General features: G+C 57.2%; 14 protein-coding genes. 5 read left to right on the forward strand and 9 right to left on the reverse strand.

Features of this window, described 5'->3' with window-relative positions; translation table 11 throughout:
- Position 1 precedes the first annotated feature (1 nt).
- The 3 genes from LB462_RS21780 to LB462_RS21790 form a co-directional block, all read right to left on the reverse strand.
- Positions 2–541 carry a DinB family protein gene (locus LB462_RS21780; protein ID WP_224512380.1) on the reverse strand — a complete coding sequence of 180 codons (540 nt, stop codon included), beginning with the start codon at positions 539–541 and terminating at the stop codon, positions 2–4.
- A gap of 76 nt (positions 542–617) precedes the next feature.
- Complete coding sequence (gene guaB, locus LB462_RS21785; RefSeq protein WP_114428360.1) at positions 618–2123, reverse strand: IMP dehydrogenase; 1506 nt, start codon at positions 2121–2123, stop codon at positions 618–620.
- A gap of 223 nt (positions 2124–2346) precedes the next feature.
- Positions 2347–3330 carry an MBL fold metallo-hydrolase gene (locus tag LB462_RS21790; RefSeq protein WP_224512382.1) on the reverse strand — a complete coding sequence of 328 codons (984 nt, stop codon included), beginning with the start codon at positions 3328–3330 and terminating at the stop codon, positions 2347–2349.
- 221 nt (positions 3331–3551) lie between these two features.
- Between LB462_RS21790 and LB462_RS21795 the strand changes: the two genes are divergently transcribed.
- Complete coding sequence (locus LB462_RS21795; protein WP_224512384.1) at positions 3552–4955, forward strand: MFS transporter; 1404 nt, start codon at positions 3552–3554, stop codon at positions 4953–4955.
- 5 nt (positions 4956–4960) lie between these two features.
- Here LB462_RS21795 and LB462_RS21800 read toward each other — a convergent pair whose 3' ends face one another.
- The 5 genes from LB462_RS21800 to LB462_RS21820 form a co-directional block, all read right to left on the reverse strand.
- Positions 4961–5230 carry a type II toxin-antitoxin system RelE family toxin gene (locus tag LB462_RS21800; RefSeq protein ID WP_224512622.1) on the reverse strand — a complete coding sequence of 90 codons (270 nt, stop codon included), beginning with the start codon at positions 5228–5230 and terminating at the stop codon, positions 4961–4963.
- Positions 5214–5441 carry a type II toxin-antitoxin system RelB family antitoxin gene (gene relB / locus LB462_RS21805; protein WP_224512386.1) on the reverse strand — a complete coding sequence of 76 codons (228 nt, stop codon included), beginning with the start codon at positions 5439–5441 and terminating at the stop codon, positions 5214–5216. The genes LB462_RS21800 and relB overlap by 17 nt, the downstream gene beginning before the upstream one ends.
- 84 nt (positions 5442–5525) lie before the next feature.
- Complete coding sequence (locus LB462_RS21810; protein ID WP_224512388.1) at positions 5526–6254, reverse strand: RlmE family RNA methyltransferase; 729 nt, start codon at positions 6252–6254, stop codon at positions 5526–5528.
- A 19-nt stretch (positions 6255–6273) separates the two neighbouring features.
- Positions 6274–7656 (reverse strand): Ppx/GppA phosphatase family protein, encoded by a 1383-nt coding sequence (locus LB462_RS21815; protein ID WP_444359065.1) that lies wholly within the window; start codon positions 7654–7656, stop codon positions 6274–6276.
- A gap of 259 nt (positions 7657–7915) precedes the next feature.
- Complete coding sequence (locus LB462_RS21820; RefSeq protein ID WP_224512392.1) at positions 7916–8830, reverse strand: NAD-dependent epimerase/dehydratase family protein; 915 nt, start codon at positions 8828–8830, stop codon at positions 7916–7918.
- Between the two features lie 171 nt (positions 8831–9001).
- Here LB462_RS21820 and LB462_RS21825 point away from each other — a divergent pair, with 171 nt between their 5' ends.
- Both LB462_RS21825 and LB462_RS21830 read left to right on the forward strand, forming a co-directional pair.
- Positions 9002–9169: a hypothetical protein gene (locus LB462_RS21825; protein WP_224512393.1), complete on the forward strand. Its 168-nt coding sequence runs from the start codon at positions 9002–9004 to the stop codon at positions 9167–9169.
- 153 nt (positions 9170–9322) lie between these two features.
- Positions 9323–9502, forward strand: coding sequence for a hypothetical protein (locus LB462_RS21830; protein WP_112525893.1), 180 nt, complete (start codon positions 9323–9325; stop codon positions 9500–9502).
- 100 nt (positions 9503–9602) lie between these two features.
- Here LB462_RS21830 and LB462_RS21835 read toward each other — a convergent pair whose 3' ends face one another.
- Positions 9603–10202, reverse strand: coding sequence for an NADPH-dependent F420 reductase (locus tag LB462_RS21835; RefSeq protein WP_224512395.1), 600 nt, complete (start codon positions 10200–10202; stop codon positions 9603–9605).
- A gap of 119 nt (positions 10203–10321) precedes the next feature.
- On the opposite strand from LB462_RS21835, the gene LB462_RS21840 reads away from it, so the two are divergent.
- Both LB462_RS21840 and LB462_RS21845 read left to right on the forward strand, forming a co-directional pair.
- The gene (locus LB462_RS21840; protein WP_224512397.1) at positions 10322–11251 is read left to right on the forward strand and encodes a LysR family transcriptional regulator; all 930 of its coding nucleotides are present in this window, start codon (positions 10322–10324) and stop codon (positions 11249–11251) included.
- Positions 11252–11819: 568 nt separating this feature from the next.
- Positions 11820–11960: a hypothetical protein gene (locus tag LB462_RS21845; RefSeq protein ID WP_224512398.1), complete on the forward strand. Its 141-nt coding sequence runs from the start codon at positions 11820–11822 to the stop codon at positions 11958–11960.
- Positions 11961–12066: the final 106 nt, after the last annotated feature.

Genomic DNA, 12066 nt, shown 5'->3' on the forward strand with positions numbered 1-12066 from the left:
TCTACTCGGTAAAGGGCTCACCCTGGCGTCGTGGTCTGTCGTAGTTCAGAAAGAATTCGTCGAGTTGCGGCGGCGGAACATTGGTGCCCGCCAGCATGGCATGCGCCTGCCCGCGGTGATGGATCTGGTGCACAAAAAGGTGAGACAGCAAGAGGTAGATCGGCTCTTGCGAAGTATCGCCAGTGCGCCAACTGATTGATACGATCCTGTCGAGGTCTTCGGGCTCCATATCGTCACAGAAGCCGATGAGGCTACTATCGAACTCCGTCTGTGCCTGCTTCAGGTCTGAAGCCTTGGGATAGGGTATGTCCCCGACGAGGTCGATATTCCTCCGGCCTTTGCCGATCATGTCGGCCATGTAGATATGATCTACGATAAGGTTGTGGTTCAACGTCAACTGGATGGATGGGAAGAAGCTGGTACGCTCTTGAGCAAACTCGGCGTCGGTGAGTTGCTCACATGCGCTGAGCAGCCGAAAATTCGACCAGGCGCTGTTGCGCGCCATGGCCGAGAAGTGATCGCGAAGGGCGGTATCAGACATAGCCCTTCACTTTGGATCAGAGCATTTTAACGCAATTCCGGACGGAAAACCGGTTCCCACTTTTCCTGGAATTGCTTTAGTTGCCGCCCGGATAGTTCGGGCTTTCACGGGTGATCGTGACGTCATGGGTGTGGCTCTCCCGCAGCCCTGCATTGGTGATGCGGACGAATGTAGCCTTTTCGCGGAATTCTTCCAGATTTTTTGCACCGACATAGCCCATGGATGCTCTGAGACCGCCGGCAAGCTGATGCAAAACGCCTGAAACCGGACCCTTATAGGCGACCTGGCCTTCGATGCCCTCCGGCACGAGCTTCAGTTCATCGCGTACTTCAGCCTGGAAATAGCGATCAGCCGATCCCCGCGCCATGGCGCCCACAGAGCCCATGCCGCGATAGGCCTTGAACGAGCGGCCCTGATAAAGATAGACCTCGCCGGGGCTTTCCTCCGTGCCGGCAAGTGCCGAACCTGCCATGGCAGCGGACGCACCTGCGGCAAGCGCCTTGGCGAAATCACCGGAATATTTGATGCCGCCGTCGGCGATGACCGGCACATTCGATTTATGTGCCGCCTCGACCGCCGACATGATTGCAGAAAGCTGCGGTACGCCGACACCCGCGACGATCCGCGTGGTGCAGATCGAGCCCGGTCCAATACCGACCTTGACTGCATCGGCGCCCGCATCGATCAAGGCTTGCGTTCCGGCAGCAGTTGCGACATTTCCGGCAATGATACGCACGGCATTCGACATCTTCTTGGCGCGGGTAACAGCATCGAGAACGCGCTGCGAATGGCCGTGGGCGGTATCGATGACGAGAACGTCAACGCCGGCAGCAATAAGCCGCTCGGCCCGCTCGAACCCATCTTCGCCGACGCTGGATGCGGCGGCGACACGAAGCCGGCCTTGCGCATCTTTGGCGGCGTTCGGATTAAGCCGCGACTTCTCCATGTCCTTGACCGTGATCAGGCCAACGCAATAACCCTTGTCGTCTACAACCAGCAGTTTTTCGATGCGATGTTGATGCAAGAGGCGCTTGGCTTCTTCGTGCTGGACGTTGTTCTCACGCACGGTGATCAGGTTCTCGCGCGTCATCAGCTCGTAGATTTTCTGGGCAGGGTCGGAGGCAAAGCGCACATCGCGGTTGGTGAGGATGCCGACAAGGCGGCCCGGCTTGCGGCTGCCCTCACCGGAGTTTTCGACCACGGGAATGCCGGAGATGCCATGGGCGCGCATCAGCGCCTGCGCATCGGCAAGTGTCGCGTCGGGGCCAATGGTGACCGGATTGACGACCATGCCGGATTCGAACTTCTTGACCTGGCGGACTTCCTCGGCCTGCAATTCAGGTGTGAGATTGCGGTGGATGACGCCCATGCCGCCAGCCTGCGCCATGGCGATGGCGAGGCGCGATTCGGTAACTGTATCCATCGCCGCTGATAGCAACGGCAGGTTGAGTTCGATATCGGGAGCGATGCGGGTGCGAATATCGGTCTGGCCGGGCATAACCTCGGAATGACCTGGCTGGAGCAGGACATCATCAAATGTCAGTGCGAGTGCGCCTGTCGCGGATTCAACGATTTTTGCCATGACCAATTTCCTTGCAATACGGGTAATACGACTAAAGGGCGCACCACGGTGGTGGGCGCCGATCAAGTTCTGTTCAAGTGAATTGGCACGGGCTGGTAACATGGATATGTCGGTTTGAAAAGATCAAAACGCAATTACTGGCATTCCAACGTCATCCAGGCGCATAATATTGTAGCAATATCCGGCGCAAGCGCGCCGGAACTGCACTTACGGGCCAATTCGATCAAACGTCGAATTGATAGGTTGCCGGCACGAATCGATAGCCCGTTTCCTGCTTTTCGACAAAACCCACGCCAGGGAAAGGCATGTGGTAGCCAATGAACGGTACCTTGTCGGCCGCTATCATGTCGAACACCTTCTTGCGTGTTGCCGCGCCCATGGCCTTGTCGGTGTCGAAGGCAACTTCCCAATCGGGCCGCTGCAACGAGGCGACATAATGATTGGCCGTGTCAGCGGTCAAGACAAGATGCTTGCCGGCCGATTCGACGTGGAAAATCATGTGGCCAGGCGTATGGCCGTAGGCCGCTTCGCTGGTGATGCCAGGGACCACCGCATCGCCCGCCTTGATGAAGGTGAACTTTTCGGCAAGCGGCTTGACCTTGGCGTTGACACCCTTGGCGTTGGTTTCGGCCGGAGTACCCGCACGTGCGGCGTCGGTCCAGAAGTCATATTCGATCTGCCCGCCGACATAGCGCGCATTGGCAAAGCCGGGTGTTTCGCCATTCATCAGGCCACCGATGTGGTCGCCGTGCATGTGGGTGATGACAACAAGCGTCACCTGATCAGGCGTATAGCCCGCGTCTTTCATATTCGCTTCAAGCTGACCAAGGCCATTCTCGCGGCCGCCAGCACCAAAGCCTGTGTCGACGAGCACCAGCTCAGATCCGGTATTGATCAGGACCGGGGTGAAGCCGTTAACGAATTTCGTTTCCGGCAGGAAATTGGCGCGCATCAGCTCGGCGACTGCCTCCTGGCTCTGATTGGCACCGAAGGTTGGAAACGGACCATCGCCGGGGCGAAGCCCGTCAAGCAAAGTGGTGATTTCGAAATCGCCCAGCTTGAAGCGTTTGAAGCCGGGAGACTTGATCTCCGATTGTGGAACAGCCGCCTCCGCAATGTCAGAAATCATCTGTGACATTGCCAATCCCCCGGCCATGGCACTTGACGCGAGAAAAAGGTTGCGGCGGGAAATCTCGAATGCAGACATAGGATTATCTCCTTCAGGCAACAATATGCAACGCGGCAACGTCAGCGCTGCCGCTCCGTTCCTGCTGAATAGACCAAAAATCGCGGCGTCTGGATCACTTCTGATTGATCGCCGCTTGAGCCCCGGCATCGCGAGTGCTATCGGAACTCGCAAGGCCCCCCGAGTCTCATAAAACGAGATTCACCGCCTGCTTTCTCACCACCTGAGAACTGGAATTCAACTTGAACCGTATCGTTCCGCTCGTCCTGGCCGTCGCCCTTTTTATGGAGAACATGGACTCCACCGTCATCGCGACGTCGCTGCCGGCAATCGCCGCTGATATCGGCACCAGTCCGATCGCATTAAAACTTGCCCTGACGGCCTACCTCGTCTCGCTCGCGGTCTTCATTCCAGTCAGTGGCTGGATGGCCGACAGGTTTGGCGCAAAGAATGTTTTCCGTGCTGCGATCATCGTATTCGTCGTCGGATCCATCGCCTGCGCCGCCTCGGGCTCGCTCCTCGAATTCGTTCTATCGCGCTTCCTGCAAGGTGTAGGCGGCGCGATGATGACACCTGTCGGCCGTCTCGTGCTGGTGCGTTCGACGCCGCGCAATGAACTTGTCAGCGCCATGGCATGGCTGACAATGCCGGCGCTCATCGGCCCGCTGATCGGGCCACCCGTTGGGGGTTTCCTGACGACCTATTTCAGCTGGCACTGGATTTTCCTGATCAATGTTCCGATCGGCGTCCTTGGAATCATCATCGCCACGCGCTATTTGCCTTCCATCGAAACCCTGGTGCAACGGCCGCTCGACGTTCCCGGTTTCTTTTTAAGCGGTATCGCCGCATCGGGCATCGTCTTCGGCCTGTCCGTCGTCAGTCTTCCAGCGCTTCCGACATGGGTGGGCATAGCGACGCTTCTGACGGGCATCGTTTCCGCTGTTCTTTATCTTGTCCATGCGCGCCGAACTGCTGAGCCGTTGCTTTCTCTCAATCTTCTGGACAATCCGATATTCAGAGCGGCAATCGTCGGCGGCAGCCTGTTCCGCATTGGTGTCGGGGCAATCCCGTTCCTGCTGCCGTTGATGCTTCAGATCGGCTTTGGCCTGACGCCATTTCAATCCGGAATGATCACTTTCGTATCGGCACTCGGCGCCATGAGCATGAAGCTTGTTACAAAATGGTTCTACCGGAAAACAGGCTTCCGCAATTCTCTCATGTACGGATCGTTCGTCGCCGCGATATTCGTCGCGGTCAACGGGTTCTTCACGCCGGAAACGCCCTATTGGCTGATGATCCTGCTACTTCTCGTGGGTGGATTTTTCCGTTCGCTGTTCTTTACGGGGACGAACGCTCTCGCCTATGCGGATATCCCCAACGAGCAGACGAGCCAGGCGACGCCGATCAGTTCCGTTGCCCAGCAGATCTCGATCGCGCTTGGTGTGGCCGTTGCCGGCGGCATTCTCGAGATTACCACCAAGATACACGGCGGCCCGCTGCAGCTCTCCGATTTCCATATCGCCTTCTTTGTCGTGGCGGCAATTTCGGGTTTGGCCTGCCTGTCGTTCAGGGGTCTGCAGCCTGACGCGGGTTCAGAGGTTTCAGGTCACCGGCCGCTGATCAAGGTGGCAGCACCAGCGGAATAGCCTTGTCAATCGTAGATCTCGCTGCGATGGCCAATCCCTACCACCAGAACAATCAACTTATGGTCCTGCAGCTCACAAATTATTCTATAATTTCCAACTCGATACCGCCAAAAATCTCCAAGCGTTGAGCCCTGCAGGGCCTTGCCGCTCTGTCTCGGATTGTCGAGGATGGCAATTCGGTCTCGCAAATAGTTGCGAATTCGCTTGGCTTCCGGTCGCCCAAGTTTTCGCAGTTGCTTTAAAGCCACTTCATCGAATTCAATCGTCCAGACCAAGTTCACGCCCCACCTCTTCGAGCGTGTAAGTGCGGCTTTCGCCATTTCTCAAACGACGCACCGCCTGCTCTGCCTGGTAAAGGTCTTCCAGATCATCCAGATGTTCTTCGATTGCCTCGCGAATATAGTATGCTTTGGTCCGTCCCGTTCGAGCAGCAAGCGCATCCAGCCGATCCTCGATTTCAGCGGGTAGACGTATTGAGGTTGGCATCGCGAGCTCCGTTGAGATACATGTATCTCAATATGACAGAGAGCCAGAACGATTTCAAGTGCAGGCAGTCGTTGTTAGAACGAGCTAATCGAGTTGCTCCCGGTCGTCAGGCAGTCCCTTGAAGTCCCTCGCCAGCAAATAAAGCTCGACGGATTCCGCACGTGATGCGGGCGGCTTTACGTGGTGGACGGACTTGAAATGCTTTTTCAGCAGGGTGAGCACTTCATTTTCAGTCCCGCCCTGAAATGTCTTGGTGAGAAAATGCCCCCCCGGACGCAGAACGGAAACTGCAAAGTCCGCGGCGACTTCGCAAAGGTGGGTGGTGCGTATGTGGTCGGTACGGCGGTGACCGGTGGTCGGCGCAGCCATGTCCGACAGGACGATATCCGGTTGGCCGCCCAGTGCTTCCATGAGCCTGTCCGGCGCGGCGTCATCGAGAAAATCCATCTCGAGCAAGGTGACGCCCGGCAATGGATCGATATGCAGATAGTCAATGCCAACGACAGTTGGAACGTCCTCCAGGGAGCCCACGATCGAAGCCGCAATCTGGCTCCAGCCACCGGGAGCAGCGCCAAGATCGATAATGCGCTGACCTTTTTTCAGGATTTTGTAGCGGTCATTGATCTCGATCAGTTTATAGGCGGCGCGCGAACGATAGCCGTCTGCCTTGGAGCGCTGCACATACGGATCGTTGATATGACGCTCGAGCCAACGGCGCGACGATTCCTTGATCGTGCCGGCCTTCTTCTTGATCTTGGTATGCAGACCGCGCGTGCCTGTGCCGCCGCGTCCCCCTGTCGTCGTCTTAGCCATAAGGGCCCCTATTCCTGGGTCATGCGGTTGCGCGCAACCAGCGATTGCGCCACGCGCCATCACGCGACATGAGTTCAGTCAAAATACCTTCGCGCAGCCCGCGATCGGCCACGCGCAATTTCTGGCTGGGCCAGACGTTGCGGATAGCATCAAGGATGGCACAACCGGCAAGAACGAGATCGGCGCGATCAGCACCAATGCACGGATTGGCGACCCGTTCATCGAAGCTCCACGACAGGAGCTTGCTGGTCATTTCCGTGACGTCATCGTTCTGCATCCAGATACCATCGATACGGCGGCGATCATAACGCTCGAGACCGAGATGAATACCGGCGAGTGTCGTGACCGTGCCGGACGTGCCGAGCAGATGGAAGTTCTGGCTCTTGACGAGATCGCCGAGCTTGTGACGCTCGGAGAAATCGTTGATCAATTCGGCAACATGATCGACCATGACCGCGAAATTGTCGGTGGTCACATCACGCCCGCCAAAGCGTTCGGCCAAGGTGACCACGCCGACGGGAAGCGACGTCCAGGCAATGATATGTTCTGCAAGCCGCGGCGAGCGGCGTTCAGAAACATCGATCAGTGCGATCTCCGAGGAACCGCCGCCGATATCGAACAGCACGACTGCGTCGGTTTCCCGCTCGACCAGCGTGCCACAGCCGGATACAGCAAGACGAGCTTCGGTCTGGCGATTGATGATCTCGAGATCGAGGCCGGTTTCGCGTTTGACCCTGGCCAAGAACTCCTCGCCGTTCGACGCCTGACGGCAGGCTTCGGTGGCGATAAGCCGGGCGCGGCGCACATCGTGGCTCTCAAGTTTGTCGCGACAGATCTTCAGCGCCTCGATGGCGCGATCCATAGCGTTGTCGTTCAGGCGCCCCGTCGCGCCGAGCCCTTCACCGAGGCGGACGATACGGGAGAAGGCATCGACGACGCGAAACTGTCCGGGGCGGGTGGGCGACGCCACTAGAAGCCGGCAATTGTTGGTGCCAAGATCGAGTGCGGCATAGAGCGGACCTCCGAAATGCCTGGATGGGAGCCGCTGCGCGGCTTGAACCGGGGGCGCCGGAGACGGCTTTACTGTCACTACTGGCGGTATCGTATCGGCAGGTTTGATCCCGGCGCGGCCCCGACGGCGAAAGCGATTGGGCCGCCGCTTCTTGGCGGCTTTGGCCGGAGTATTGGCAGGGGGAGCCGAAACGCTCGAGACAACGACTGGCTCGGTCGAAGCAGGCGCCTGTTTCGACTTGCCGCGCTTTCTGCGACGCGCACGTTTCTTGTGGTTCTTGTCGAAGCGTCCTTCCAGGGAATCGGATTGGCTTTCCTGCCTGTGATGTGCAGGATCCCCATGCGGTCCGGGCCCATTCTTGGTGGGACCTTTAGTGCCGTTCAGCACCATGTCACCACCAGACGCCCCTCCATTCGGCGCGATTGGCGCGCCTCTCTCGGGGTCTTTCAAAGTCTTATCCTTCGAGCGCCGCGCGAACCCATAAGGACGCAAGCAGGACGCTTTTCAATTAACGTTGGATACAATGTAACATCATTTGCCGAATATCCAAGAGACCATTTGATATCCCCATCGCGACGGCCATAGGACGGGACTTGCTGGGCTTGACGCGCTCTTGGGCTGCTAGAGCCTCGTGCACGAGGCTCCAGGGTCAGGATAGTTCCGCAATGTGCCCCGCAGGATTGTCGACAGCCTTCCAGCCAGTCGATTGGAGCTTGGCCGAACTTGCAATCAAGTCACCGTTCAGCGTTTTCCAGCGATCTCCCTGGCCTGTTATTTGTGCGGCAATGTTTAATATCCACGGCGGGCATGAAAACAACCCAGGATTGCGGCCACGCCGGCGTCGTATGGCGGTCAGTATCTGCGGTACCGTTACTGGATTTCTGTCCGATACAATGAATGTGCCACGATCGGTTTTCGGTTGGTTCAAACTATGGATGATGGCACGGCAGAGAGCAGCGCGATCGAGCAAGGATCGTTGACCGGCCAAGGACCTTAGCGGTAACGGGAAAGGCAATGCCGCTAGTTTCACGAGCATCGCCATATTACCCTTCACACCCGCGCCATAAACGAGCACGGGACGCAGGATCGTATAATTTCCACGGTCCATAGCCGAAGCGATTTCGGCCTCGGCTGCAAGCTTGGCCCGACCATAATCGTCGGTTGGTTGTGGCAGATCGCTTTCCAACGCGACGCCTTCGTGAACGTTCGCACATTGCGCACGTATCGACGAGACGAAAACAAACTTGCCCGAAATGGTTTTATGCGCAGCCTGAGCAAGCTTTGCCGCCAGCACGCAGTTGACTGCATGATAGGTATGGGTGGCGTCGACTAGTTGCGTGTGAGCGATAGCGGCCAGATGCACGACATGATCGACATTCTCGAGGATGCGCTCGAATGCTTCGACCGGCTCGTCCGGTGCAGGCAACCGCCTACTTTCCGTGTTGGAGCGGCTAGCGTTTCGTGCAGCACTGATCACTCGATAGCCGGACGCTTCCAGTTGCTTGACCAATTCCACACCGATGAAACCCGAGGCTCCTGTCACGAGAACAACGCCCGTTACCATATGATTGAATCCTTCCAACAGTTGTCACTCATATCAACAGAGACGTTTCCACATCAATGCGGCGTCAGGGACTAAATCGAAAGGACTAATCGGGAGCAATAGGGCTCGTAGCATACCTATGATAAGCGATGGAACAGGGACCGCGATCACTATCGTTATGGAGTAACGCCTATGCGTCAGCCCGATTTTCAGCCGCTTGAGACAAAAGACTTCCTGATACTGGCCGCGATCATGGTGGCCATTCTCTGGGGATGTTGGGAAGCTGGGACGATACTTGCCAAATCAAGCAATCCAAATGGCCATCAGTCAAGCATCATCCCGGATCAGCTGAACGGCTGATCGGGGCCTTGCCGCACCCTGATCGTTGGACGCAGACCAAGTCTGACACGTACGTTTCCGATCTTTTGATCTCTCACATTCACACATGTTCCCGTTGAAAATTCTCGCATAAGTTGTATTAGTGCGCGAGCACAATTTTGAGATGTCCCCTCCATGTCTGAGAACGATCATCAACCGGTGAAGTTAACCGGCGTCTTGCTACTCGCTGCTGTTGCGCTGGTATTTCTCGCTGTCATCTGGCTGATAGGAACCGCATTCGCGCGGACAACAATTGTCTACGATGGGAGCACAGCAACGGAACGAATGACCTATGTCAGCGTTGTATTACGCTGACCCTATTTCCGTCAGCGGAGGCTTGGCGCCGACTTAGCCTATTATTGCCCTCCCCGGGGCGGTGCCAAGCCTCACCTGCCCCCGGTAAGCGTTTTGCCAATCAATCGAACTTTACGAGATTGTGGACCGGCAAAGGACCGCCGGGAAACTGGACGAGCCGTGACCCAACGGCGAGCGGCCCAAGATCGAGGCCGAAGAAACCCAGGCGCTCGATAAGTGAGCCAACCTGAGCTTTGGCTGTGCTGTCCTCCCCTGAATAGAAGAGAACGCGGCGGCCGCCTTCTGCCCGAGGATCGCCAGACACGAGATGCGCCAAGAGGTGATTGAACGCCTTCACCAGCCTCGCGCCCGGCACCAGATCCGCCACGACTTCACTGGATGACCGCCCCTTGAGGTCGATCGGCCGGAAAAGCGGTGCCTCGATCGGATTGTTGGCGTCGATGACAATGCGGCCGTTCCACGCCGGCAGATCCGCGAGCGCTCCAGGCAGCTTTGTCCAGTTGACCGCAACGAGCACGAGATCAGCGCTCGCAGCCTCTTCACGCGTTCCCGCCTTGATGGACGGGCCGAGTTCATCGACAAGTTCCCTCAACGATTCCGGTCCCCGGCTGTTGGCGATGACGGCCTCGATCCCGGCGCGAGCAAGTGCCCGTGCGAAAGCCGAGCCGATTGCTCCGGATCCGACTATGCCAATGCTCATGATTGTGCTCCTTCAGGTGTGGGAATGGATTTTGTTGGAGCGGAAATAGGCCAATCATTCATTGACGATAAGCAAGTAATGGCTTTTATTACTTTCAATGAATCGTTGAAAGATATTCCGTGGAAACACTGGCCAATCTCGAATCCTTTGTACGGAGCGCCAAGAGCGGTGGCTTCTCACCGGCGGCAAGGCTTATGGGCGTGACCCCCGCGGCGGTCAGCCGGAATGTTGCAATGCTGGAGCGCAATCTGGGCGTCCGGCTCTTTCACCGCAGCACACGAAAACTGACATTGACCGAGGAAGGAGAACACTTTCTGCAAGCAGTGCAGGGAAATCTCGATGCATTGCAGTCGGCTATCGCGGGCATTGCCACCGATCGCGGCCAACCCTCCGGGGTGCTCAAGATCAGCATGAGTCCGACTTTCGGCACGAGCTATATCCTGCCGCTTCTCCCCGCCTTTCTGAAGAAATACCCTTTGATCCGTCCCGACTGGCAACTGGACAATCGTCAGGTCGACCTGATCGCCGAAGGGTTCGATGCGGCAATCGGCGGAGGCTTCGAACTAGCGCAGGGTGTTGTGGCACGGACGCTGGCGCCGGCGCACATCATCGCCGTCGCATCGCCCAGCTATATGAGCGGGCGGACCCCGCCAACCAATCCGGAAGGCATCGCTGCGCTGGACGGAATCGTCATGCGCACCCCACGTACCGGCCGCATACGGCAGTGGATAATGCGAAACGTTCATGGCGAGGAAATGCTGGCAACGCCGACGGAGAGGATCGTGCTCAACGATCCCGCAGCAATGTGCCAAGCGGCGCTGCTCGGTCTTGGGGTGACGCTGATCGCCGTGCCCGATGCCCTGCCTTATCTTGAAAACGGCCGTTTGATTCGTCTCGTTCCGCAATGGTATCTGGATGCGGGACCAATCTCGATCTACTACGCCAGTCGCACGCTACTGCCGGCCAAGACGCGCGTCTTCGTCGATTTCATCGCGGAAGCCGTCAAGCGCGATCGGTTGCCGGAGCGTTTTGCAGGAAGTCTTGGATAGGGACATGAAAAAACCGGTGCTGAAGAGAACTGCACCGGCTTGACAGGGGGCAATCAGATAAGCCGATTGTGCTCGACGAGCTGCCGCAGGCGGCGCAGCTTTCCATCGCTGTCGGGGTTTACACGGCGGGGCTTCTTAGCGGCCGGTTTTGCGGGCTGCACTACGGTATCAGGCGATACGGTAACAGGGGTTTTCAGCCTTTTTAGGAAGGTAATCGCGTGGTTCAACATGGTGAGTATCCTCCAGATGCCCATAAAGCCGCAGTGGACCAGGAATCCAGCGGGAAAACTTCGACTTTTTAGGCAATTGGATGGATTTTAGCACCTTTCGAACGGGCGCGCCAGAACTATCAGGAGCCGCAATTAAGCCGCAAATGACAACCTACAATCGCGAATCGTCTTTTGGCCAAAGCTTGGCTCTTCGCGGCGTCAGAGGTTCTCGACCCGCCAATCTCATTCCAAATGACCGATTCTGTACGCACTCGATTTTGGTTCTTGTCATGCAAGCGGCCCGCAATCGAAAAAGCCTCGTCCAGCAGTCTAGTTTGTAACTTTGTAGGAGAGCCGCCATGGCCAAAGGTCAACAGAAAAGCAATCGCGAAGTGCGAAAACCCAAGAAAGAGAAGGTCGCTCCCAAGGCCGACGTTCCTTTCAGCTCCATGATTAAAAAGGCGGAAAGCTCAGCGCCCAAGGCCAAGTCAAAGGGCTGATTTAGCCAAGCAAGCCCCGGCTATAATCGGGGCTTCATCTTAGAGCCCGTCTTGAAGATCTACTGCGGCGGCCATCTGGCGCGATTTTCTGTGCTTCCGGTGCTCA

Source organism: Phyllobacterium chamaecytisi (genome assembly GCF_020164455.1).
Classification (GTDB): Bacteria; Pseudomonadota; Alphaproteobacteria; order Rhizobiales; family Rhizobiaceae; genus Phyllobacterium; species Phyllobacterium chamaecytisi.